The sequence below is a fragment of the Rathayibacter sp. AY1B5 genome (assembly GCF_002932795.1).
Taxonomy (GTDB): Bacteria; Actinomycetota; Actinomycetes; order Actinomycetales; family Microbacteriaceae; genus Rathayibacter.
On record NZ_PSWM01000038.1, the window covers coordinates 1 to 22,784 of the forward strand.

A 22,784-nucleotide genomic window follows, 5' to 3' on the forward strand; every position below is an offset into this window, starting at 1 on the left:
GGGCGGTCGTGGGGGGAGACCCGGTGGCCGTGTCGTGATGCGGCGCCCGGTGGGAGTGGTCCAGTCGGAGGTGCCGGCCGGACGCGGCTGCTGGGCCACGTGGAGGCGCCGAGAGGGAACGGGTGTGAGGTGTCGGAGGGGGAGGGGGTCCGGTTCGGCGCTTCCGTGCGGATGGTTCCGCTTCCGCCGGGCAGGCGCGGCTCGAGGGGAGGCGGGGCTTTCGAGGGGATGCGGCGCTCGTGCGCACGCTTGCTGCTCCGGCGGAGGCGGTTCGGAGGCGCCCGAGCTGCGGGTCGTCCTCTGCATGCGGGCGGCGCGGGTCGGCTCGGCTCGGCTCGGTTCAGGAGGGGAGCGGCCGACGCTCCTCCACAGGGTGCGGATCAGGGCCGATCGTCCCGATGGAGCCGTTCCGGCCGCTGAGTGTCGGTGGTCACTGGTTCAATACTCGTATGAGATCGAGCGGGACATCGGACGAGGCGGAGGCGGTGCTCGGCGAGGTGCGCGAGCGCGGCGACCGCGCCGCCGAGCTCGCCCGCTCGGCGTCCCCGCTGCTCCTGGCGGCCGCCGAGGAGCTGCATGCCGGGCACAGGGCGGCTCTGGAGCACCCGGAGTCGTTCGCCCGAGGTGCGGCGCCTTTCGCGTCGAGCGATCTCGTCGAGCGGTCGGTCCGCGCGGAGTTCGCGGTCGCCCTCGGAGTGTCCGAGCAGGTCGCCTCCCGCGAGCTCGACGACGCCCGCCTCCTGGTCGAGGACCTGCCGTGCACCCGGTCCGCGCTCGCCGAAGCGCGGCTGCGGTGGGAGGCGGGGCAGGCGGTCTGCGCGGTCGCGGCCACGCTGCCTCCGGGGTCACGGGCCGCGTTCGACGAGCGGGCGGCCGAACTCGCCGCCCGGACCACGCCGACGCAGCTGCGGCGGGCCCTGGCGCGGCTGCGCGAGGAGCTCCACGAGCAGCCCCTCGCCGAGCGCCACCGCCGTGCCCGCGAGGACCGGGCGGTCTGGCTGAGCCCCGAGGTGGACGGCATGGCGATGCTCTGCGCGCTGCTCCCGGCTCCGGTGGCGCTGGGCGCGTACGGCCGCCTCGACAGGATCGCCCGGATGCTCCGCGACGGCGCGGAGGGAACGGAGTCGGACAGATCGGGCCCGTCCGTGCCGACTGTCGGCGAGGGCGACGAGCGCACCCTCTCCCAGCTGCGCGCCGACGCTCTGGCCGACATCCTCTGCGACGGCGACATCGTCGGCACCGTCCCCGAGGACGCCCGCGCCGACCGTCCCGCGCCGACCGTCGTGCCGGGCGTCCGTGCCGACGTGCGCGTCACCCTGGCCGCGAGCACCGCCTCCGGCCAGGACGACGACCCGGTCGAGCTCGAGGGCTACGGGCCCGTTCCCGCCGAGGCCGCTCGGAGCCTGCTGCCCGCGACCGTCACCAGGGTCCTGACCGAGCCGGTCACGGGCGCTGTCCTGTCGGTCGGCCGCACCCGCCGCCTCCCGCACCGCGAGCTGCGGCTCCTCCTCCAGCTGCGCGACGTGACCTGCCGGTTCCCGGGCTGCACGCGCTCGGCCACGACCGCCGAGGCCGACCACGTCATCGAGTGGCGCAACGGCGGCGGCACCGACCCGGACAACCTCGCCAGCCTCTGCGTCGCCCACCACCACGTCCGGCACGGCGACCGCTGGACCTACGTCCTCCATCCCGACGGCACCGCCGACTGGACCACTCCCACCGGGCGCCGCATCACGACACGGCCACCGGGTCTCCCCGCACGACCGCCCGAATCGGTTGCGCTCCCGAGGTTCGACCGCCCGCCGCCGTTCTGACCGCTGCACGCTGCCGCGGATCCGAGGAACCGCGTGCATCGACGTGCCCCCGAGACGCCGTGGCGACGAACGCACGAGCACGTGGCGCCGAGCACCGGAGCACATGGCGCCGAGCGCCTGAGCAGGTCTCGCCGAGGGCGGCGCGATCGAGCGACGATCCGACACCCCCCTGCCCTGCAGTGACCCCCGCGGGAAGTCCGGCCCAGCGACTCCGCCGCTCCGCGCTACGCCGCCAGGAAGCGGTCCGCCGTCCGCAGCGAGAGCGCCATCGTCGCGAGCGCCGGGTTCGCGATCAGCGCGCTCGGGAACACCGAGTTGTCGCACACCCAGAGGTTCGGCACGTCGAAACTGCGGCCGTCCGCGTCGATCACGGCGTCGCCCGCGTCGGTGCCCATCCGCACGGTGCCGAGAGTGTGCGCCGTGCGCGCCATCACCCGCGTGCTCGTCGCGCCGGCCGCCTCCACGATCGCGGTCATCGTCCGGATCGCGTGCCGGTCGATCGCCTCCTCGTTGGCGCCCGCCGAGAACGTGATGCGCGCCTTCGGCACCCCGTGCTCGTCCAGCTCGTCGGTCAGCTCCAGCCGGTTGCCGTCGGCGGGCAGGCACTCGGCGTTGATCCCGACGCCCGCCGCGAAGCGGTAGCCGTCGAGCGCGTCCATCAGCTCGGGACCCCAGAGTCCCGCGCCGCGGGCGAGAGTCGTCGCGTAGGTCAGCGGCATCACTCCGAGACTCTGGATCAGGTAGCCGCCCGCGAAGTCGGCGTCGGCCGGTCGGACGGTGTCCTCGGTGATCACCGAGGAGGGGTAGCCGCGGTACCCGCGCATCTCGCTCTCGAAGGTGCCCCAGACCTGGGTCGCCCCGTGCGCGAGGAAGTTCCGGCCCACCTGCCCGCTGCTGTTCGCGATGCCCGTGTGCAGGAGGAGCCGGGGCGTCTCGACGCCGCCCGCGCAGAGGAACAGGGCGGAGCAGCGCTGCCGGTGCTCCACTCCGCCGCTCGTGTAGACCACGGCGCACACGCGGCCCGCGGCGTCCAGCTCGATCCCGTGCACGAACGAGTCGGCCCGGATCTCGGCACCGGCCCGCACCGCCTCCGGCAGATAGGTCACGTCCATGCTCGTCTTCGCGCCGGTCCGGCAGCCCTGATGGCACTGGCCGCAGTTGACGCAGGAGGGGCGGCCGTCGTCCCGCGGGCCGCTGAGCACGGCGGCGGGCGCATCGGTCGCGCGCATCCCGATCGCCGCGCAGCCGCGCAGCATCATGTCGGCCGAGGCGTTCCGCGCGAGCGGGCCCTGCAGGTAGCGGCGCGACGGGTCCCACGGGTACTCGGCCGGGCCCGCCACTCCGATCGTCGCCTCCACCGTCTCGATGTACGCGGTGAGCTCGGCGTGCTCGATCGGCCAGTCGCGGCCGACACCGGAGTCGCTCCGCAGCCGCAGGTCGCGCGGGTCGGGGCGGGGCGTGAACGCGCCCCAGTGCAGCGTCGAGCCGCCGACGCCGCGGCCGCTGTTGTTCTGCCCGAAGGCGGTGGGGGTCTCGCCTCCACTGAGGCGCTCCTCCATCCAGTTGATCTCGACGGCCGCCGTCTCGTCGGCGGTGTGGCCGAGCGGGTCGAAATACGGCCCGGCCTCGAGGGCCACGACCCGGAGTCCGCGAGCGGCGAGCACCGAGAGCAGGGGCGCTCCGCCGGCTCCGGTGCCGATCACGACGGCGTCGACCGCCTCGTCGAGCGGGAAGCGGCGCATGCCGGTCGTGTTCATCGGTGACTCCTCGTCGTCGGTTCCCAGGTCTCGCGGTCGTCGGCGCCGAGCAGGCGGAAGCCCGTCACGAGCGGCAGGGTGTCGCCGCCGCTGGCGTAGCCGTCGTAGCCGATCCGCGCCATCGACGCGGGGTGGGCCAGCCACTGCTTCACGAGGTCGACGCGGCAGTCCTCGAACCAGGCGGTCAGCTGCTCGGCGCCGAGCCCGCCGGCCGAGGGGTCGCCGAGCTCCGCGGAGCCGTCGGCGATCGCGGTGAGGCGGGCGTCCTGCTCGGCGGGGCCGAGGTCGGCGAATCCCCGGAGGGCGTCGAGCGCCAGACCGTAGGCGATCGGGTCGGCCGGCAGGTCGGCGTTGCGCCAGCCGTCGCCCTCGCCGTTCGCGAGCTGCGTGTCCACGCGGGCGGCCAGGTCGATCCGGCCGCCCTCCTGCGGGACGACCCGGTCGGCGATCGCACGCAGCTCCGCGAGCTGGGCGACGGTCAGGGCGCGCGGCGCGTACTCCGGGTCGTCGGCGAGCGCGCGCACGGCCAGCAGCCCGCGCACCCGCGTGGAGGTCCGGGCGGAGGCGATGGCCGCGCCGGCGTCGGCGGGGACCGACGGTGGCGTGCCGGCCTCCTCCTCCCAGAACCGGCGGATCGCCGCCGCCACCTCGACCGGGCGCTCGAACGGCAGCAGGTGGCCCGCCCCGGCGAGCGTGAGCAGCCGAGCGCGGGAGTAGAGGGAGCCGTTGAGGCGGCGCTGCGCGTCGGCTCCGAGGTCGCCGTCCTCACCGCCCGCGATCAGGAGCGCGGGGACGGCCTCGAGCTCGGCCTCGCCGGTGCGGTCCTCGCGGCTGCCGTGCTCGAGCCAGTCGCGCCAGCCCTCGGGGGAGTAGCGGCGCAGCTCGGCCAGCACCTCGGCGTCGGCGTCGGCGGGCAGCGGTGAACCGACGTTCTGGTCGACGAACTCGCGCGCCTGCGCCTCGTCGAGGGGCCCGTCCTCGACCCAGCCGAGCATGGTCGAACGGCGCTCCTCCTCCATCGGCTCGGGCGAGAGCGGCGACCCCGCGAGGAGCACGACGCCGGCGAGCCCGAACAGCCCCGAGCGGCCGGTGACCGTGCGCGAGGCCACGAGCGAGGCGATCTTCCCACCCATGCTGTGCCCGAGGAGCAGCCAGCGGGAGGAGCCGTGCGCGCGGATCCGGCGGATCGTGGCGGCGGTCATCTCCTCGAGCGAGGTCCCGGATCCACCGGGCAGGTCGAGCGCGACGAGGTCCGCGACGTCGGCGAGCTCACGGGCGAGCGCGTCGAAGGCGCGGTCGTCGAGCCCGAGTCCGGGCAGAGCGAAGAGGGCGGGGCGGGGGCTGGTGGACACGGGCGTCCTGTCGGATCGGTGGGGAGCGGGAGGGGAGCGGCGGCGGGGGCGGCCCTCCTCATCCGACCACAGCGCGCCCGCGCGGCCCGCCCCTTGCGCCGACGGCGGTCTCGTGCAACCGCGCTCCCTCCTCGCTGCCGCGGGAGTCAGAGCGGGGAGGCGAACACCACCAGGTTGTCCCGGTAGCGGCCGATCGCCGCGTCGTACTCGCCGCCACAGGTCACGAGGATCAGCTCCTCCTCGAGGGTCGCGCCGAAGACGCGGGCGGTGGGGAACGCGGCCTTGGCGTGCGACTCGACCGCCGTGACCCGGTAGCGGTGCTCGGAGCCGTCGACTCCGCTCACCGCGATCTCGTCGCCCGGGGCGAGCTCGCCGAGGCGGAAGAAGACCGCGGGTCCGGACCGCGAGTCGACGTGCGCCGCGATCACGGTGCGGCCGCTGCCGCCCGGGCGTCCGCCTCCCGAGAACCAGCCGACGTCGTCGTAGTCCGCCGGCACCTCCATCGCCCCGTCCGACTGGATGCCCAGGGCGATCAGCGGCTCGTCCAGGCCCATCGCGGGCACGCTCAGCCGGGCGGGCTCGACGCCGACGGTGCGCGCGGGCGCGGCGGCGGCGGGGTCGGGCGCGGTCACCGGTGACGAAGCGACCGGGGGAGCAGAAGCGAGGACCGGAGGCGCGGGCGCGCTCGCGGGCGTCTCCGCTCCTCCGCTCCCGTCCGCGGCGGCGCACCCCCCGAGGAGCAGCGCGGCGCACAGTGCCGCCGCGCCGCTCCTCGACCGGGTGCCCATGATCAGGAGGCGGTGCGCCGGCGGGCGACGACCACTCCGGCCGCGCCGAGGGCGGCGACGGCTCCGAGGCCGGCCAGCGCGGCGAGACCGGACGGGCCCGTGGCGTCGCTCCCGGCGGCGGTCGCGCCGCCACCGGTCTGGAGGCCGCCGACCGGCACCTGCGAGAGCTGGCCGCGGACGACACCCGCCGCGTACGAGGCCGTGTGGGAGTCGCCCGCGAAGGCGGCGGGATCGGCCTCGAGGGCCTTCAGTGTGAATCCGGCACCGGTGTCGGACCCGTTCGCCTGGATGCCCGTGGTGAAGGGGCCCTGCAGGCAGCCGCTGCTGGTGCGGGGACCGTCGCCGACCGGCGCCGGGTTCGGGAACGCGATGCGCGGCGGGCCCGCCTTGCCCAGCGCCGCCTGGTGGATGTGCGTCGCGGTCTTCGCCGGGCTCTGGTAGTCGCCGGTCACGCCGGTGAGGGTGATGTCGTAGCAGATGACGTCCAGGTCGCTGTTGACCCGGAAGGTCATCTCGCCCGTGGCGCCGGGCTGGCCGGGAGTCGCGGCGGAGTCGGCGTTCACGACCTGGTCGGGCGTCGCCATCACCGTGAAGGCGCTGGTGAAGGAGGACGGCTCGGCGACCTCGGTCTCGGCCTGGGCCGGTGCGGCGGCGAAGAAGGAGGCGGCCGCGACGGCGGTGACGCCGCCGAGGGAGAGCAGGCGGCGGCCGGCGCGGTTCCGCGCGGGGGACGTCTTCGTCATGGTGGAGCCTTTCGATCGCGAGCGCTGAGCGGGCCCGATGCAGGGAGTACGGCCGGAACCGGCGCTGCGTTCACTCCATCTGAGAGGATCTTCACGGAGACGGTCCTCGCCTCCGATGAACGCCGCCGCCGTCGCGGCCGTACCCCCTTCCGTCGGACCACCGGTCCGGACGAGGAGGCGGTGTGGCGCGGACGGCGACGGCACGACGAGACGAAGGGCCCGCGATGCCGCGCGAGCACTCGGAGGTCCCGCCTCCGGTGGTGCGCCTCGAGCCCAGGACGGCGGAGTTCGATCCGGCCGCCGCCTTCGACGAGCACGGGTCCGCCCTGCTCGGCTTCGCGCTCAACGCCCTGCGCGACCGCGGCCTCGCCGAGGACTGCGTGCAGGAGACGTTCCTGCGCGCCTGGCGCTCGCGGGCGAGCTACTCCGCCGAGCGCGCCAGTGCCCGCACGTGGCTCTTCGCCATCGCCCGCAACGTCGTCGTCGACGTGCACCGCTCGCGCCAGCGCCTGCCGCGCCTGGTCGAGGCCGAGGTGCTGGAGGAGGTGCCCGCGGAGGACCGCGACCCTCTCGAGCCGCTCGCGATGGCCGAGGCGCTGGCGCGGCTCTCCGCCGAGCACCGGCAGGTCGTCGTCGCCGTCCACCTGCACGGCGAGACCTACGCCGAGCTGTCGGCGGCGACGAGCGTGCCGGTCGCCACCCTGCGCAGCCGGGCCTTCTACGCTCTCCGAGCGCTCCGCGGTCACCTCGCGGGCGCCGGACCCACCGACGAGGAGAGACCGTGACCGACCGAGACCAGCCCGACGGCCGCCGCGAGGAGCTCCTCGCCGCGGCCCTCGCCGGGGACCTCTCCGCCGAGGAGGCGCGCGAGTTCGAGCTCCTGCGCGCCGCCGACCCCTCGATCGACCGCGAGCTCGCATCGTTCGGCGCTGTGGTCGACCGGCTCGGCGCGCTGGGCCGCTGGGAGGAGGCGGAGCCGTCTCCGGAGCTGCGGTCGCGCGTCGCCGCGCTCGCCGGGGAGCGGCCCGAGGGCACGGCGCGGGTGCGCGCCCCGCGCCTCCGTGCCCCGCGCCTGCGCGCCGTCCTGGCCGTCGCCGCGGCGGCCGCGCTCCTCGTCGTGGGCGGCGTCGCCGGAGCGGCTCTGCGGTCCGCCGGCGAGCGCCCCGTCGCGGGACCGCCCGGGACGCTCGGCGCCGTCGAGGCGATCGCCTTCGACGAGCGGACGGCCGGCGTGACGCTCGACGGCTCGCTGGTCGCGCACACCTGGGGCACCGAGACGATCCTCCGCGGCACCGGGTTCGCGCTCGGCGAGAGCTACGACCTCGTGCTGGTCACCGGCTCCGGCGAGCGGCTCCCGTCCGGCTCCTTCCTCGGCAGCTCCGCGGAGCTCGACTGCGAGATGAACGCGGCCGTCCTGCGCGAGTCCGTCGCCGCCGTCGAGATCACCGACGCCGGCGGAGCGCTCGTCGCCTCGGCCGCCCTCCCCGCCGTCACCTGAGAGTCGGCGGCGCAGGCTCCCGGCGCGGCTTCAGCTCGCTGACGAGCGTGCCCGCGACGATGAACCCCGCGCCGAGCAGGGCGAGCGCGGGGAGGCGGTCGCCGGCGAGGCGGCCGATCAGGCCGGCCCAGACCGGTTCCGCGGAGTAGATGATCGTGGCGCGGGACGGCGAGACCGAGCGCTGAGCCCAGTTCATCGTCAGCTGGATCAGGCAGCTGCTCGCCCCGAGCGCGAGCGCGGGGATCAGCCAGGCCCACGAGAACACCGGGACCGCCTCGCCCGCGAGCGGCATCGAGGCGAATCCGAGCGCGCCGGCCACCAGCAGCTGCACCACGGTCACCCGCCCGAGGTCCACCCGTCCGGCGACGAGGCCGATCAGGATGATCTCCGCCGCGATCGGCAGCGTGCTCACGATCGTCGCCACCTCGCCCGCTCCGAGCGCGACGCCCGGCTGCGGGCCCGCGATCAGCAGCAGTCCGACGAACGCCAGGGCGACGCCCACCAGCGTCAGCACGTTCGGCCGGCGACGGAACACGACCCACTGGAGCAGCGGCACCAGCGGCACGTACAGCGCGGTGAGGAACGCGGAGGTGCTGCTCGTGATCGTCTGCAGCCCGTAGCTCTGCAGGCCGTAGCCCGCGAAGATCATCACCCCGATCGCGACGCCGGCCGCGAGGTCGATCCGCCGCATCCCCCGGAGCGACCGGTGGAACACGACCGCGCTGATCAGCCCCGCGATCGCGAACCGCATCCCGACGAAGAACAGCGGGCCACTGTGCTGCATCGCCACGTGCACGGCGAGGAAGGTCCCGCCCCAGATCGCGGTGATGCCGATGAGGGCCCACTCCAGACGCGAGAAGCGGAGGCCCCGGAGCGAGATGTGCATCATTCTGCACATCCTAGGAGCCTCGGGGGCTCCTCGGTGCAGAATAGTGCGCATGTCGGCTCCTGTCCTCGCCCATCTCGGCGGCAATCTCCGCCTCGCGCGGCGCGGAGCCGGGTTGAGCCAGTCCGCACTGGCGGAGCGCTCGGGCATCAGCCGGAGGACGATCGTCGCCGCCGAGGCCGGCGAGGCGAACATCTCGCTGACCGGAGTCGACCGCCTCGCGACCGCCCTCGGCACCACGTTCACGGCACTCGTCTCGGCCCCGGGATCCGCGCCCGCGGCGATCGACCAGGTCGCCTGGCGGGGAGCGGGCGAGGCGAGCGTCGCCGTCCTGCTCTCCTCCGTCCCCGCGCGCCGGGAGGCCCAGCTCTGGACCTGGACGCTCGGCCCCGGGGACCGCTACGACGCGCAGCCCGACCCCGAGGGGTGGCACGAGATCCTGCTCGTCACCGCCGGCGCGCTCCTCCTGGAGCGGGAGGGCGAGGAGCCCGTGCGGCTGGAGCCCGGACGGCACCTCGCCTTCCCGACCTCGCGGCACTACTCCTACGTGAACGCGGTGGACGCCGTCACGACGCTCGTCCGGATCGTGGTCGACTGACGGGTCGGCGCCTCAGGCTCGCGAGCGCAGGGTCTCGAGCAGCGCCGCGGGGCGAGCTGGTCACGACCAGGCCCTCAGTGCAGCGCGAGCGACACCGCCAGCACCACCATCACGACCGCCACGGCCGCGTCGAGGATCCGCCAGGCCCCGCGGCTCCGGAACAGCGGCCGCAGCGCCCGCGCCCCGAAGCCGAGAGCGGTGAACCACAGCACGCTCCCGGCCGCCGCCCCCGCCCCGAACCACCAGCGCTCGTCGCCGTGCGTGTTCGCCACCGACCCGAGCAGCACGACCGTGTCGAGGTAGACGTGCGGATTGAGCAGCGTGAGCGCCAGGCAGGTGCCGATCGCCGTGCGCAGCGACGTCGAGGCGCCGGCCGGATCGCCGTCGAGCGTCCCCGGCCGCAGCGCGCGCCTCGCCGCCAGCACCGCGTAGGCGAGGAGGAAGACGATGCCGCCCCAGCGGATCACCACCAGCAGCCACGGCGCCGACTCCAGGACCGCGCCGATCCCCGCGATGCCGAGCACGATCAGCGCCGCGTCGCAGAGCGCGCAGATCGCGACGACGGCCGGCACGTGCTCGCGGCGGAGCCCCTGGCGGAGCACGAAGGCGTTCTGCGCGCCGATCGCGATGATGAGAGAGAGGCCGAAGCCGAGGCCGGAGAGAGCGGCGAGGAGGGGGGACACGCTCCGACGCTAGGGCCGGGCCCTCCTGTAGACCAGCTCATGCTCCTTCAGTACCGTGAGCAGTACTGATGCTGACCGACGACCTCGACCTCTCCCGCCTGCGCGCGCTCGCCGCCTCCGTCCGGTACGGCTCCTTCGACGCCGCCGCCCGCGCCCTGCACATCACCCCCTCCGCCCTCAGCCAGCGGATCAAGGCGCTCGAGACCGCCGCCGGCCGCGTCCTGCTGGTGCGCTCGCGCCCCGTCGTCGCGACCGAGGCCGGTGCGGGGCTCCTCCGCCTCGCCCGCCAGATCGAGCTCCTCGCCGACGACGCCGTGCGCTCGCTCGGGGGCGAGGACGCGGCGGGGGCGGGCCCGGTCGTCCTCCCGCTCGCCGTCAACGCCGACTCCCTGGCCACCTGGGTGCTGCCCGCACTCGCCTCCGTCGCCGACGTCGTGCTGGAGCTGCACCGCGAGGACCAGGCGCACACCACCGCGTTCCTCCGCGACGGCACCGTGCTGGCGGCCGTCACCGGCGAGTCGGAGGCGGTGCTCGGCTGCACCGTCGCGCCCCTCGGAGTGATGCGGTACCGCGCGATGGCCTCGCCCGCGTTCGCCGAGCGCTGGTTCCCGGAGGGCGGCACGGCCGGCTTCGCCGCCTTCGCGGTCGCTCCGCTGGTCGTCTTCGACGAGAAGGACCGCCTGCAGGACGACTTCCTCCGGGCCGCCGGCGTCGAGGGCCGCCCGCCGCGGCACCGTGTCCCCGGCTCGACCGACTTCGAGCGGGCCGTGCGCCTGGGCATGGGGTGGGGGATGCTGCCCGAGCTGCAGGCCCCGGTCGGCGGCGAGGGCCTGGTCGAGCTGGGCGGCGACCCCGTCGACGTCCCCCTCTACTGGCAGCAGTGGGCCCTGCACACGCCCGCCCTCGACGCGGTCGCCGCGGCCGTCTCCGCAGCGGCGCGCGCGTCCCTCCGCTGAAGGCGCGGCTCAGACCGCGAACACGTCCCGGAGGGTGACCGTCTCCAGCGAGCGCTCGCGGAGGAGGTCGACGAGCCGCGCGTAGACCTGCGTCACCGGGTCGAAGTTCGCGTGCCCGATCACGATGTGCTGGGGGAGGAACCACTGGTCCGCGAAGCCGACCACCTGCTCCGGCGTGATCCGCCCCGAGTCCGAGAGCGAGCCGTACCAGAGCACCGTCGCCGTGTAGCCGATCGCCGCCGCGGCGGCCCGGCTCCGCTCGTCCGTGTAGCCGAACGGCGGTCGGTAGAACGGCGCCGCCTCCACCCCGTAGGTCGAGCGGATGAAGTCGCCGTTGCGGCCCAGCTCCTCCTGCACGCCGTCGCTCGAGAGGCTCGTCAGGTCGGCGTGCGACCAGGTGTGGTTCGCGAGCTGCACCTGCCCCGAGGCGACGAGCGGAGCCAGCAGCGGCGCGTTCGCGGTCCACGAGTCGTACTTCCCGTTGAGGAAGAAGGTCAGCCGGGTGCCGGTGTCGCGGGCGAACTGCGCGTAGGCGGCGACCACGTCGGAGTCGGCGCCGTCGTCGACGGTCCAGGCGAGCAGGCTCCCCTCGCCGGGCAGGTCCGAGATCGTGCCGGAGGGCAGGGGCACCCTCCTCCGCACCGGAGCCGCCGCGGCGGTGGTGGTCGGCACGGGGCGGGGAGGGGTCGGGTCGGCCGTCGGAGCGGCGGACGGCAGCACCGCCGGCAGCGCCGTGCTCGGCGGGAGCGCCGCGGGAGCGGACCGGGCGGGCGTGCAGCCCGTCAGCGCCACTGCCGAGGAGGCGATCCCCAGCAGCAGCGCGCGACGTCTCAGCCGGTCCACGGGTCCCCTACTTGAACGTCCGCTTGACGGCGTTGTTCGACGGCGTCGGATCAGCGGCGGCGGTCGACACCCTGGCGTCGATCGTCGTGGCCGCCGGCCGGTCGACCAGCGTCACCGAGTAGGTGATGCTCCGCCCGACCGAGACGCTCGGCGCGGTCCAGGTGAGGACCGTCGTGCCCGCGACCGAGCCCTTCGTCTGCACGGCGCCGGGCGCGCTCGCCACCGTGCCGCTGACGACGACGCGGGTGGTCGCCGCCGCCGCGTCCCGGGTGCCGGTGTTCCGGACCGTGATCGTGCCCGAGAGCGGGGCCGTCGCCGAGAGGCCCGGCGCCGGCGCCAGCGTCAGCGTCAGGTCGGCGCGGGTGGAGGACTTCACCTGCAGCGACTGCGTCACCGAGGTCGCGGCGAGCCACGTGGAGTCGCCCGCCTGAGTGGCCCGGACCGTGCAGCTCGCCGCGCCGGTCAGCCGCACCGTCGCCGTGCCTGCGCCGGTCGCGGACACTGTGCAGCTGCCGCTCGCGTACAGCTTGACGGGGAGGCCCGAGGTCGCCGAGGCCGCGACCGGGTACGCGACGCCCTTCTCCGGCGAGGACGGCATCGACGTCGAGAAGGAGACCTTCTGCGCCTTCTTCTTCACCGGCACGACCGCGGAGACCGCGATCGACTGGGTCGCCCGGGGCGCCGCGTCGTGCGTGGCGTCGCCGGCCTGATCGGCGGTGACCGTGCAGGTGCCGGAGCCGCTGAAGGTCACGACGCCGCTCGCGAGCGAGCACGCGCCCGTGGCGCCGATCGTGACGGGCAGGCCGGAGGAGCCGCCCGCCGCGGTCGGCGTGTAGCGGCCGCCCGCGATCGCCGTGCTCGGAGCCTCGGAGGTGAAGGCGACCGTCTGCAGCGCCTTCCCGATCGGGAAGGTCCGCACGACCTGCTCCGCGGGCGCGTGAGCGTCGTCGCCCGCCTGATCCAGCGTCAGCGTGCAGGTGCCGACCGAGTCGTAGGACACCGTGCCGTCCTCGCCGAGCGAGCAGGAGTCGGAGGCGTCGAGCACCGGATCGGCGCTCGACGGGCCCCGGACGATCGCCGGGGTCCAGGAGCCGCCGATCCGGGCGTCCGTCGGAGCGGCGTCGCGGAACGTGACGGTGCCCTCGGCGGCGCCGACCTCGACGGCCTGCGAGATCTGCGGAGCCGCGGTGTGCCGCTCGTCCCCGGCCTGATCCGCGGTCACCGTGCAGGTGCCGGAGCGGGTGAAGGTCACCACGCCGTCCGCGACCGTGCAGGACCCGGCCGCTCCGAGCACCACGGGGGCGCTGGATGCGCCGGCCGTCACGACGGGCGTGTAGGAGCCTCCCGCGACCGCCGCGTCGGGGACCGGCGACGTGAACGCCAGCGTCTGGCCGAGGGCGCCGATCGCGAAGGTCCGGACGGCCTGCGGAGCGGCGCCGTAGCGCGAGTCGCCCGCCTGGTCGAGCGTCAGCGTGCAGGTGCCGACGGAGTCGTAGGACACGACTCCCGCGGTCGCCGAGCAGGCTCCGGAGGCGGTCAGCACCGGACGCGCGGTGGAGGGCCCGGCGACGATCCGCGGGGTGGTCGTTCCGCCGACCGTCGCGCCGGTCGGCGCGGTGCCCCCGAAGGAGACGGTGCCCGCGAGCAGTCCGACCGCGATCACATGCGAGGTCCGCTCCGCCGGGGCGTAGCGGCTGTCGCCCGTCTGGTCGGCGGTCACCGTGCAGGTGCCCGATCCGGTGAAGGTGACGACCCCGTTCGTGAGCGCGCAGGGCCCGGAGGCTCCGAGCACCACGGGCCGCCCGGAGGCTCCGCCGGTCGCGGTCGGGCGGTAGGTGCCGCCCGCGAGCGCCGAGTCCGGCGCCGGCGAGGTGAAGGCCACGGTCTGCGCGATCCGGGTGATCTCGAAGCTGCGCACGGCCGTCGGCGCCGCGCTGTGGCGGGTGTCTCCCGCCTGGTCCAGCGTCAGCGTGCAGGTGCCCGCGGAGTCGTAGGAGACCAGTCGGAAGGGGCCGACGGAGCAGGCGCCGGAGGCCGTCAGCACCGGAGGAGCGCTGGAGGGGCCGGCGACGACGACGGCGGTCGAGGAGCCACCGACCCGGGCCGCGGTCGGAGCATCGCCGCCGAACGCGACGGTGCCCGCGAGCTGCGAGACGGCGACGGTCTGCGAGACCTGCGCCGCCGCCGCGTAGCGCCCGTCGCCCGCCTGGTCCGCCGTGACGGTGCAGGTGCCGCTGCCGGCGAAGGTGACGACGCCGTCCGCGAGCGTGCAGGCGCCGGTCGCTCCGATCGTCACGGGGAGCCCGGAGGCGCCGCCCGTCGCGGTCGGAGTGAGCGTGTCGCCGGACGTCGCCGTCGACGGCGCGGTCGAGGTGAAGGCGACCGTCTGCGCGATCGCGGTGATCTCGAAGGTCTGGACCGCCCGCGCCGTGCCGTAGGTGTCGTCGCGGTAGTGGATCGCCGTCAGCGTGCAGGTGCCTGCGGAGTCGAACCGGACGGCGCCGTTCTCGCCGTCGGAGCAGGCGCCGGCGACGCCGAGCACCGAGGGGCCGGAGGACGGGCCGCGCGTGAAGGCGGGAGTGAAGGATCCGCCGACCTTCGCGTCGGTCGGAACGGCGGTCGTGAACGCCACGGAGCCGGGCGCGTAGCCGACCTCGACCTCCTGCACGGCGGGCCGGGCATTGTCGTACTGCCGATTGCCGTTCTGGTAGGCGAAGACGCCGCAGACGCCCTTCGTGGTGAAGGTGACCACGCCGTCCTTCGCCGAGCAGGTCGCTGTCGTGATGAGGAACGGAGCGATGCCGGAGGCGCCGCCCTCGATCACCGGGCGGTACGTGTCTCCGAGGACGGCGCCGACCGGAGGCGCGCTCGTGATCCGGACCGTCTGCGGGAGGAAGTAGATCGAGTACTGCTGCTCCGCGTGCCGTGCGGGCCAGTAGCCGTCTCCGGGCTGGTCGAGGGACAGCACGCAGAGCCCGGCTCCGTCGTTCCGCACGGTCACGCCGTCGGGCAGGATCGAGCAGTCGCGGCTCGCGGAGAGCACCGGCACGCCCTTCGACGGGCCGGGCACGATCGTCGGCCGGTACGTCTCGAGCGACATCGCGTGCGAGGGGGAGTCGCTCCCGAAGGAGAGGTTCCCCTCGGGAGTCCCGACCGTGATGACCTGCCGGACCTGCGCAGCGGCGTCGTGCCGATCGTCCGCGGCCTGGTCGAGCTTCACCGTGCAGGTGCCGTCGCCGAAGAACGTCACCACGTCGTCCGCGATGGTGCAGTTGCCGTTCTCGATCACCGTGATCACGAGCGGGTTGCCCGAGCCGCCGCCGGTCGCCTCGACCGTGTACCGGTCGTCGGTGAACACCCGGTCGGGCGGAGTCGAGGTGACGACGATGGTCTGGGGGATGCGCGAGATCGGGACGAAGCGCACCAGGCCCTCGGCGGCCGCGTACACGTCGTCGCCGGGCTGGTCGAACTGCACGCCGCAGGTCGAGGGCTCGGTGTAGGTCAGGATCTGCGCACCCGTCGCGTCAGGGGCGACGGTGCAGCCGAAGAAGGTCCTCACGAGCACCGGCAGGCCCGAGCTCGAGGTCGCCGTGGCGACGCCGGTCGACTCCAGCACGCCGGTCTTCGGCACGGCGACCGTCAGCGTCTGCGACGCCTTCGCGACCTCGAGATCGAAGGAGGCGCGCCCCGCGGTGTAGTGGTCGTCGCCGGCCTGATCCGCGGTCACGGTGCAGGTGCCGCTGCGGGTGAAGGTCACGACGCCGTCGGTGATCGTGCAGGATCCGGTCGCTCCGATCGAGACGGGGCTCCCGGAGCCGCCGCCGGTGGCCGTCGGGGTGAAGGTGCCCAGCGCCGTCGGCGCCGTCGGCCGAGAGGAGGTGAAGGCGACCGTCTGCGAGAACTTCTGGACGGTGATCCGGAACGAGGAGGTGCCGGTGTTGCCGGCCTCGTCGTCCGCGGTGCAGTCGACCGTCGTCTCGCCGATCGGGAAGACGCTCCCCGAGGCGGGCGTGCAGGTCGAGCCCACGGCTCCGTCGACGGCGTCCTTCGCGGAGGAGGCGAAGGTGACGACGGCGCCGGAGACGTCGGTCGGCTCGGCCGTGACGGCGGCGGGCACGGTCACGACGGGGGCCGAGCGGTCGGCCAGTGCGAAGGTGCCGGAGACCGAGCGGAGGGTGTAGTTCGGCCCCGCGTCGCCTCCGTCGCACCGCGTGACGTAGTCGCCGACGGGCGTGCGCGCGCCGACCGTCACCTTCTCGGTGCCGTCCGCCGTGTAGTAGGCGCCGGTCGGCTCGGTGACGAACCGGTCGGTGCCTGCGAAGCCGTCGGTGGTGCAGGTGAGCGTCGGGGCGGTCGCGGTGCCGTGCGCCTGCGTCCCGGGGCTCGACGCGGTCACCGTGAGGGGCGCCGGGGAGATCGTGAGCGCGCCGTCGATGGTGATCAGCTGTCCCGAGGGGTTCGTCAGGCCGGAGCAGCGCGTGGGGTAGCGGCCGACGGGGGTCGTCGCGGAGAGCGCCAGCGGCGTCCTGAAGGCGGTGTCGGACGCCGCGTAGGCGCCGCAGGAGACGGTCCCCGAGGGGGAGCCGGTCACCGAGGCGGTGATCGCGGGGGGAGTGGATCCGTAGGTCGACGAGGGCGAGGAGGCGGTCACCATCGGGACGGCCGCGACGATGCGCAGCGCGCCGTCCTTGTACCCCGCGACCGTGTAGTCGCTGCTGACCTTCGCGCCGCTGCACCGCGTCGTGAAGGTGGTGAAGGTGGAGGTGGCCCAGTTCGGGATCAAACGGTAGATGACGTCGTCCGCCGTGACGATCGGTCGGTAGACGCCCGCACTGAGCGGGGTGCCGAAGGTGTCGGAGCCGACGAAGGCGGCCGTGCAGCGCAGGTCGGGGGCCGGCGCGCCGCGCGGGTAGTCGACGGTCGGGGCGGTCACCGTGAGCGCCTTCGGCTTCGCCGTGAAGCTCTGCAGGGGCTCGCCCGCCCAGCCCAGAGGAGCGAGGGAGTCGAGCCTCGCGGCGAGCGTGCAGACGCCGGCGTGGAGCACGGTCACCCTCATGCCGCTGACGGAGCAGGTCTCGGCGGTCCTGCTGCTCAGGACGATGGAGCGGCCGGGCACGTCGACGGCCTGCGCGTAGGGGCTCGCGTCGAAGGAGTCGCCGTACGTCTTCTGCGGGAGCGTCGACAGGTCGAACCGCACACCGCCCACCGCCACGGTGGCCGGCTCGCTCCGGACGCTGCCGCCGCAGGTGGTCAGGGTCGCCCGATAGCGGTACGAGCCGGTGAGATCGGGGCCGGCCTCGAGGAACGCGGTCCCGTCGTCCCGGACCGCGGCCCGACCGAGCGCGGGCTTCCACGTGGCGCCGCCGTCCGTGGATCTCTCCCAGGACACGGCGGGGACGCCGCCGTAGACGGCGGAGACGCTGACGCCCATCGTCAGCGTGTAGATCTGGTTGGTGACGCCCGCGATGTCCGCGGGCTGCCGGGTGATGACGGGTGTCGCAGCGCACGCCCGCACCTCGTGGCGCAGGGCGGGAAGCGCCGACCAGCTCCCGCGTCCCGCCTCGGCGGGGGTGATGGTGTCGGGGTAGTGCGCGCGGATCTCGTTCCAGCCCTGCGGGATGTCCCTCGTGCTCAGCACGCCGACGCCGTTCGCGTCGAGGGTCACCCTGCTGGTGCCCGCGCCGGTGAGGATCTCGACCGTGCCGCCGGCGGCGACCGGCCGGCCCAGGCTCGGGATGGTCACCGTCGCGGTGACGGTGACCTCCTGCCCGAGCGTGGAGAAGTCGGGGGTCCGCGTCACGGTCACGGCGGTGTCGTACACCGGAGCGACCACGGGGTCGGCCGCCGTCGGGCCGGCCGTCTGCGAGATCTTCGTCACGCTCGGGTGCACGTAGCTCGAGCCGCCGCCGCCCGCGCCGGGGTCGTACATGACGCCGAGGGTGTCGTTCATGCTGCCGAACACGTACGGCGATCCGCCACCGCCGCCGTACCACCAGCCGGCCCCGCCGCCGCCGCCGCTGTGGCCGGGGAACGAGCAGTTGCCGCCGCCGCCGCGGGAGGATCCGGCGTCGGCGCCCTTGCCGTCGTTGAGGAACACGCCCCACTGGCCGTTGTTGCCGTCGGCGCACTCGCCGAAGGTGCTGTACCCGCGGGCGCCGGGGGAGCCGCCCGAGCTCTGGCCGGCCGCCCCGCCGCCGCCGCCGTCGGCCGCGTCGTTCCTGCCGCCGTTCCCGCCGCCTCTCGCACCGCTGCCGGCGTCGGCGTCGCCTCCGACCGAGGACCGGCCGCCGCCGCCTCCGCCGCCCGCAGCCACGGCGAGGGCGTGCTGACAGCCGTCCGAGCCGGCCGTGGTGAGGTACTGGGCGTCGCCGCCGGCGCCGCCGGAATCGCCCGAGTAGATGCCGCCGTTCACGTAGCGCGTGGCGCCGGCCGCTCCGGCCGGGGCGCCGGCGAGGCGTCCGATCTTCAGCACCTGCCCGGGCGTGACGGGCACTTCCACGACGAGGCTGGAGCCGCGTCCGCCGGCGTTGCCCGTCCCGAGGCCGCTCGCGCCCTTCCCGCCGTTCTGGCCGCTGAGGACCGCGCGGACCGTCGACACCCCGGTCGCGGGGACGGTGTACTCCGACACCGCCGAGATCTTCGGAGAGGAGAAGCACGCGGTGCTGAAGACCGGCGCGGCGGAGGCGGCCGGCGCGGCCACGACGCTGAGTCCTGCGCCCGCCACGAGCACGGCCGCGGCGACGAGGGAACGGAGGAAGGACTGGCGCATGTGCTGCTACTCCCGGCTGCTGCCGGGAGCGGGCGCCCGCGGTCGGCTCAGAGTAGGGCGCCCGGAACCGCCGAGGACAGCGCAAGATACACGAACGCCCTGCTCGGGGGGTACCGACGACCACTTCTGCCGGAACCTCCCAGGAAGTCCTGGTCCGGAACCGCTGAGCCTCGCCGGAGACCGGGACGCTGTTGCGGCCTCCGCCCGGCTCGCGTAACCTAGCGAAGTTGCGTGCATCTGCACGCGCTTGCGTGCTGCCCGTCGGGCGGGAGCTCCGGCCCCCGCTGAACGGCCGGGCGGTGCGCCGACAAGTGACCTTGGGTGGGTCGGGCGAGGCCTCGTGCCGCGCGTGGTCCACGGTAACCACACATGGAGGAAACCATGGCAGCAGTCTGCCAGGTGACCGGAGCCGTCCCCGGCTTCGGGCACGCCATCTCGCACTCGCACCGGCGCACCAAGCGCCGCTTCGACCCGAACGTGCAGAAGAAGACGTACTACGTGCCGTCGCTTCGCCGTAACGTCACCCTGACCCTCTCGGCCAAGGGCATCAAGGTCATCGACGCCCGTGGCATCGAGTCCGTCGTCAAGGATGTTCTCGCTCGCGGGGTGAAGATCTAATGGCCAAGCAGCAGGACGTCCGTCCGATCATCAAGCTCCGGTCGACGGCCGGCACCGGTTACACCTACGTGACCAAGAAGAACCGCCGCAACGACCCCGACCGTCTCGTGCTCAAGAAGTACGACCCCGTAGTGCGCAAGCACGTCGACTTCCGCGAGGAGCGCTAAGTATGGCCAAGAAGAGCAAGATCGCCCGCAACGAGCAGCGCAAGGTGATCGTCGACCGCTACGCCGCCAAGCGCCTCGAGCTGAAGAAGGCCCTGGTCGACCCGGCCGGGACCGACGAGACCCGCGAGGCCGCCCGCGTCGGCCTCCAGAAGCTCCCCCGCAACGCCTCGCCCGTCCGCGTCCGCTCGCGCGACGCCGTCGACGGCCGTCCCCGCGGCAACCTCACGAAGTTCGGCATCTCGCGTGTCCGCTTCCGTGACATGGCGCACCGCGGCGAGCTGCCCGGCATCACCAAGTCCAGCTGGTGACCGAGCGCCGCTAGCAGCGCGACCGACGAAGGCCCGTGATCCCTCGGATCGCGGGCCTTCGTCGTCCTCCGACGGACGTAAAATGTCCGGATGACCGACTCCAGCCTGCCCACCGTCGCCGAGATCGCGGCGCTCATCGACCATGCGATCCTGAAGCCCGAGCTCACCCGCGCCGACGTCGACGCCCAGCTCGACGAGGCGCGCGCGTCCGGCGTGTTCAGCGTCTGCGTCCGCCCCTCCGACATCGCCCACTCGGTCGCCCGGCTCGAGGGCTCCGGCGTCCTGGTCGGCACGGTCATCGGCTTCCCCCACGGCACCACCTCCACCGCGGCGAAGGTCGCGGAGTCGCGTCAGGCGCTCGCCGACGGCGCGTCCGAGCTCGACATGGTGGTCAACATCGGCCGCCTCCGCAGCGGCCTGCTCCAGGACGTCGAGGACGACGTCCGCGCCGTGGTCGAGGCCGCCGAGGGCCACGTCGTCAAGGTCATCCTCGAGACGAGCCTCCTCGACGACGAGCAGGTCGTCGAGGGCAGCCTGGCCGCCGAGCGCGCCGGAGCGGACTTCGTGAAGACCGCCACCGGCTTCGCGGGCGGCGGAGCGAACGAGCACGACCTCCGCCTCATGCGCGGCGCCGTCTCCGAGGCCGTCCAGGTGAAGGCGTCCGGCGGCGTCCGCGACCTCGACACGCTCCTCGCCTACCGCGAGCTCGGCGTCACCCGCTTCGGCACCAGCGGCTCCGCGACCATCCTCGGCGACCTCGCCGCGCGGCATTCGGGCGACTCCTCCGCGGCACGTGTCGACTCCGCCTCCTACTGACGGAGCGGCCGACGAGGGCCGCACCGCACCCGCCGACCGGATGACGCCGGTGCGCCTGCGCCCGGGCCGCGCCGGACGGTGGGCGGAGCGGACCCGCCGCCCCCTCGACGAGATCGCCCGCGCTCTCAAGGAGCGCGTCTACGCGACCTTCACGGGCCTGGCCGTGGTGATGATCTACCTCGTCGGCGACCACCCCGACGCGGTCCACGCCCTCCAGAGCCTCGTGATCTCGATCATCGGGATCTCGGCCGCGGGCTTCGTCGCCGAGGTGATCGCGCACCAGGTCGTGCACGCCTCGGCGCCCTCGCGCTCCGAGACGCAGACCATGCTGCGGATCGCGGGCGGAGCGCTCGCCTCGGCGTCGCTGCCGGTCCTCGCGCTCGGAGCCGCGGCGCTGGGCTGGATCGACGCGACGATCGCGCTGCGGATCGGCGCGGGCGTCTACGTCGTCACACTCGCGGGGATCGCCCTCATCGCCGTCGTGCGCGCGGGCCTCTCCCGGAAGGAGAGCATCGTCTCGCTGCTCGGGATCGTGGGCCTCGGCGTGCTGGTCGTCGGCGTGCTCGCGCTCGCGCACTGAGCGGCCGGCGCCGCCGCGCGTAGGCTCGGACGGATGACGTCACGCACCAGGGTCGAGCTCGGCCGCCGCGAGGACCTCGGCGCCGACTGCGCGAACTGCTTCGGCCTGTGCTGCGTGGCCCTCGCCTTCGCCCGCTCCGCCGACTTCCCGTTCGACAAGCGGGCCGGGGACCCGTGCGTGAACCTCGACGGCGAGGACGCCTGCACGATGACCGCCGGCTCCGGCCGCAGGGGTTCGTCGGCTGCACGGTCTTCGACTGCTTCGGCGCCGGCCAGAAGGTCTCGCAGCAGACGTTCGGCGGCGTCTCCTGGCGGTCGGACCCGGCCGTGCGCGAGCGGATGTTCGCGGTGTTCCCGCTGATGCGCCGCCTTCACGAGCTGCTCTGGTACCTCGACTCCGCACTGGCGCTGCCCGGCGTCGGCGCGCCGCTCCTCGACGAGCTCCGCGAGAGGTTCGACGCGGTGCACGCGCACACCCTCGGCGAGCCGGAGCAGGTGGCCGCGGTCGACGTCGACGCGGAGTACGGAGCGTCCCGGCCGCTCCTGATCGCCGCGAGCAGGGCCGCTCGCGCAGGAGCGGCGCCGGCTGCGCGCCGGTCGACGGGCCGTCGGCTCGCTCCGGGAGCGGATCTGGCGGGCGCGGTGCTCCGGAACGCGGACCTGCGGGGAGCGGATCTGCGGGGGGCGCTCCTCCTCGCCGCGGATCTGCGGGGAGCGGATCTGCAGCGGTGCGATCTGCTCGGGGTGGACCTGCGCGACGCGGACGTGTCCGGTGCCCGGCTCGCCGAGGCGGTCTACCTCACCCAGGCACAGGTGAACAGCGCCCGAGGGGATGCGGCGACCACGCTGCCCTCGCACTTCGAGCGCCCGACGCACTGGGGCGGCTGAGCCGATCCGCGGGTCAGAGGCTGCGGGGGCCGCCCAGCGACTCGTCGCCGCCCTCGTCGTCGAAGCCGAGGCCCTCGACCACCTCGCGGCCGAGGAGGTGCGCACCGCTCCAGCCCTCGATGACGCACCGGGGGAACGCCTCACGGTCCGGGGATCCGAGCCAGGCGGCCGCGGCCTCGCGGGCCCACGCCTCCGAGGCGTACACGCCGATGATCTCGGTGCGGTCGTCCCACGGCGTCGCGGTCGAGAGCACGAAGTGGTCACCGTTCACGATCGGGTCTCCTCCGGCTCTCGGGCTTCAGCGACCCCGTGGGAGTGCGGGACCGGACCGGACGCTACCCGCGGGTGGGGGAGCGCGTTACCGGGGTCGACACGAGCGCGGATGAAGGCTACGGGAACGTCGGGCGCGGCGCGATCACCCGATGGTCCCACGGAGGCGGGCGTTCAGCCCACCCAGAGCGGTCGCGATCTCGTTCTCGTCACTTCCGGGGAGGAGAGCACCGCCCTGCTCGAGGCCGTGGCGCAGGGCCTCGATCTCCTCAGGGGGGAGGCCGCCGCTGTCGAGGAGGGCCTGGAGGGCGGCGAGGATGCCGACGAGGGCGACGGCGTCGTCCAGGTCGAGGGGGCGGCCGCGCGAGCAGCCAGGATCCGGCCACCGCCCCGAGCATCGCCGCGGCCGCGATCACCGCCGCCGGAACCCAGGCGACCTGGCCGGCGAGGG

General features: G+C 74.4%; 20 protein-coding genes. 11 read left to right on the plus strand and 9 right to left on the minus strand.

All coding sequences use genetic code 11. From position 1 onward, the window contains the following. The first annotated feature begins 449 nt into the window (after positions 1-449). Positions 450-1,814, plus strand: coding sequence for an HNH endonuclease signature motif containing protein (locus tag C5D44_RS16740; RefSeq protein ID WP_181118545.1), 1,365 nt, complete (start codon positions 450-452; stop codon positions 1,812-1,814). A gap of 224 nt (positions 1,815-2,038) precedes the next feature. Here C5D44_RS16740 and C5D44_RS16745 read toward each other — a convergent pair whose 3' ends face one another. The 4 genes from C5D44_RS16745 to C5D44_RS16760 all read right to left on the minus strand — a co-directional run bounded on the left by C5D44_RS16745 (position 2,039) and on the right by C5D44_RS16760 (position 6,454). Next, entirely contained in the window at positions 2,039-3,571 is a 1,533-nt protein-coding gene (locus tag C5D44_RS16745; RefSeq protein WP_104277757.1) for a GMC family oxidoreductase, read from the minus strand. Beyond that, positions 3,568-4,923 (minus strand): alpha/beta hydrolase, encoded by a 1,356-nt coding sequence (locus tag C5D44_RS16750; RefSeq protein ID WP_104282314.1) that lies wholly within the window; start codon positions 4,921-4,923, stop codon positions 3,568-3,570. Before C5D44_RS16750 ends, C5D44_RS16745 begins: the two co-directional genes overlap by 4 nt. Before the next feature lie 146 nt (positions 4,924-5,069). Then, complete coding sequence (locus C5D44_RS16755) at positions 5,070-5,555, minus strand: class F sortase (protein ID WP_258068026.1); 486 nt, start codon at positions 5,553-5,555, stop codon at positions 5,070-5,072. A 158-nt stretch (positions 5,556-5,713) separates the two neighbouring features. Continuing rightward, the gene (locus C5D44_RS16760; RefSeq protein WP_104282316.1) at positions 5,714-6,454 is read right to left on the minus strand and encodes a CHRD domain-containing protein; all 741 of its coding nucleotides are present in this window, start codon (positions 6,452-6,454) and stop codon (positions 5,714-5,716) included. 224 nt (positions 6,455-6,678) lie between these two features. On the opposite strand from C5D44_RS16760, the gene C5D44_RS16765 reads away from it, so the two are divergent. Together C5D44_RS16765 and C5D44_RS16770 are read left to right on the plus strand one after the other, a co-directional pair. Further along, a complete protein-coding gene (locus tag C5D44_RS16765; protein WP_104277761.1) occupies positions 6,679-7,239 on the plus strand; it encodes a sigma-70 family RNA polymerase sigma factor in 561 nt (186 codons plus the stop codon). Next, entirely contained in the window at positions 7,236-7,952 is a 717-nt protein-coding gene (locus C5D44_RS16770) for a hypothetical protein (protein WP_104282317.1), read from the plus strand. The genes C5D44_RS16765 and C5D44_RS16770 overlap by 4 nt, the downstream gene beginning before the upstream one ends. Here C5D44_RS16770 and C5D44_RS16775 read toward each other — a convergent pair. After that, a complete protein-coding gene (locus tag C5D44_RS16775) occupies positions 7,945-8,841 on the minus strand; it encodes a DMT family transporter (protein ID WP_104282318.1) in 897 nt (298 codons plus the stop codon). The two genes, C5D44_RS16770 and C5D44_RS16775, sit on opposite strands and share 8 nt — an antisense overlap. Positions 8,842-8,890: 49 nt before the next feature. Here C5D44_RS16775 and C5D44_RS16780 point away from each other — a divergent pair, with 49 nt between their 5' ends. Further along, a complete protein-coding gene (locus C5D44_RS16780; protein WP_104277764.1) occupies positions 8,891-9,436 on the plus strand; it encodes a helix-turn-helix domain-containing protein in 546 nt (181 codons plus the stop codon). A 74-nt stretch (positions 9,437-9,510) separates the two neighbouring features. Here the strand turns inward: C5D44_RS16780 and C5D44_RS16785 are convergent, their stop codons facing one another. Continuing rightward, on the minus strand, positions 9,511-10,119 hold the full coding sequence (locus C5D44_RS16785; protein WP_104277765.1) for a LysE/ArgO family amino acid transporter: 609 nt from the start codon (positions 10,117-10,119) through the stop codon (positions 9,511-9,513). A 68-nt stretch (positions 10,120-10,187) separates the two neighbouring features. Here C5D44_RS16785 and C5D44_RS16790 point away from each other — a divergent pair, with 68 nt between their 5' ends. Beyond that, on the plus strand, positions 10,188-11,075 hold the full coding sequence (locus tag C5D44_RS16790) for a LysR family transcriptional regulator ArgP (protein WP_104282319.1): 888 nt from the start codon (positions 10,188-10,190) through the stop codon (positions 11,073-11,075). 9 nt (positions 11,076-11,084) lie between these two features. Here C5D44_RS16790 and C5D44_RS16795 read toward each other — a convergent pair whose 3' ends face one another. Beyond that, positions 11,085-11,918, minus strand: coding sequence for a polysaccharide deacetylase family protein (locus tag C5D44_RS16795; RefSeq protein WP_219815187.1), 834 nt, complete (start codon positions 11,916-11,918; stop codon positions 11,085-11,087). 7 nt (positions 11,919-11,925) lie between these two features. Then, the gene (locus tag C5D44_RS16800) at positions 11,926-18,687 is read right to left on the minus strand and encodes an HYR domain-containing protein (protein ID WP_104282320.1); all 6,762 of its coding nucleotides are present in this window, start codon (positions 18,685-18,687) and stop codon (positions 11,926-11,928) included. A 381-nt stretch (positions 18,688-19,068) separates the two neighbouring features. Between C5D44_RS16800 and rpmB the strand changes: the two genes are divergently transcribed. From rpmB to C5D44_RS16830, 6 genes are all read left to right on the plus strand, one after another. After that, entirely contained in the window at positions 19,069-19,305 is a 237-nt protein-coding gene (gene rpmB, locus C5D44_RS16805; protein WP_056038148.1) for a 50S ribosomal protein L28, read from the plus strand. Beyond that, positions 19,305-19,472, plus strand: a complete 168-nt coding sequence (rpmG, locus tag C5D44_RS16810; RefSeq protein ID WP_027692168.1) for a 50S ribosomal protein L33 — start codon at positions 19,305-19,307, stop codon at positions 19,470-19,472. Before rpmB ends, rpmG begins: the two co-directional genes overlap by 1 nt. A 2-nt stretch (positions 19,473-19,474) precedes the next feature. Continuing rightward, positions 19,475-19,780: a 30S ribosomal protein S14 gene (gene rpsN, locus C5D44_RS16815; RefSeq protein WP_104225107.1), complete on the plus strand. Its 306-nt coding sequence runs from the start codon at positions 19,475-19,477 to the stop codon at positions 19,778-19,780. A gap of 90 nt (positions 19,781-19,870) precedes the next feature. After that, positions 19,871-20,596, plus strand: a complete 726-nt coding sequence (gene deoC / locus C5D44_RS16820; RefSeq protein ID WP_181118546.1) for a deoxyribose-phosphate aldolase — start codon at positions 19,871-19,873, stop codon at positions 20,594-20,596. After that, entirely contained in the window at positions 20,574-21,176 is a 603-nt protein-coding gene (locus tag C5D44_RS16825; RefSeq protein WP_146082574.1) for a hypothetical protein, read from the plus strand. Before deoC ends, C5D44_RS16825 begins: the two co-directional genes overlap by 23 nt. Before the next feature lie 173 nt (positions 21,177-21,349). After that, positions 21,350-22,063: a pentapeptide repeat-containing protein gene (locus tag C5D44_RS16830; protein ID WP_308471652.1), complete on the plus strand. Its 714-nt coding sequence runs from the start codon at positions 21,350-21,352 to the stop codon at positions 22,061-22,063. Between the two features lie 13 nt (positions 22,064-22,076). Here C5D44_RS16830 and C5D44_RS16835 read toward each other — a convergent pair whose 3' ends face one another. Next, positions 22,077-22,334 carry a hypothetical protein gene (locus C5D44_RS16835; protein WP_104277770.1) on the minus strand — a complete coding sequence of 86 codons (258 nt, stop codon included), beginning with the start codon at positions 22,332-22,334 and terminating at the stop codon, positions 22,077-22,079. Positions 22,335-22,784 lie beyond the last annotated feature (450 nt).

Excerpts from the sequence above, each read along its gene's own strand:
- C5D44_RS16740 (WP_181118545.1), top strand. The coding sequence starts at position 450 with ATGAGATCGAGCGGGACATCGGACGAGGCGGAGGCGGTGCTCGGCGAG.
- C5D44_RS16745 (WP_104277757.1), bottom strand. The coding sequence starts at position 3,571 with ATGAACACGACCGGCATGCGCCGCTTCCCGCTCGACGAGGCGGTCGAC.
- C5D44_RS16760 (WP_104282316.1), bottom strand. The coding sequence starts at position 6,454 with ATGACGAAGACGTCCCCCGCGCGGAACCGCGCCGGCCGCCGCCTGCTC.
- C5D44_RS16765 (WP_104277761.1), top strand. The coding sequence starts at position 6,679 with ATGCCGCGCGAGCACTCGGAGGTCCCGCCTCCGGTGGTGCGCCTCGAG.
- C5D44_RS16775 (WP_104282318.1), bottom strand. The coding sequence starts at position 8,841 with ATGATGCACATCTCGCTCCGGGGCCTCCGCTTCTCGCGTCTGGAGTGG.
- C5D44_RS16780 (WP_104277764.1), top strand. The coding sequence starts at position 8,891 with ATGTCGGCTCCTGTCCTCGCCCATCTCGGCGGCAATCTCCGCCTCGCG.
- C5D44_RS16790 (WP_104282319.1), top strand. The coding sequence starts at position 10,188 with ATGCTGACCGACGACCTCGACCTCTCCCGCCTGCGCGCGCTCGCCGCC.
- C5D44_RS16800 (WP_104282320.1), bottom strand. The coding sequence starts at position 18,687 with ATGCGCCAGTCCTTCCTCCGTTCCCTCGTCGCCGCGGCCGTGCTCGTG.
- rpmB (WP_056038148.1), top strand. The coding sequence starts at position 19,069 with ATGGCAGCAGTCTGCCAGGTGACCGGAGCCGTCCCCGGCTTCGGGCAC.
- rpmG (WP_027692168.1), top strand. The coding sequence starts at position 19,305 with ATGGCCAAGCAGCAGGACGTCCGTCCGATCATCAAGCTCCGGTCGACG.
- rpsN (WP_104225107.1), top strand. The coding sequence starts at position 19,475 with ATGGCCAAGAAGAGCAAGATCGCCCGCAACGAGCAGCGCAAGGTGATC.
- deoC (WP_181118546.1), top strand. The coding sequence starts at position 19,871 with ATGACCGACTCCAGCCTGCCCACCGTCGCCGAGATCGCGGCGCTCATC.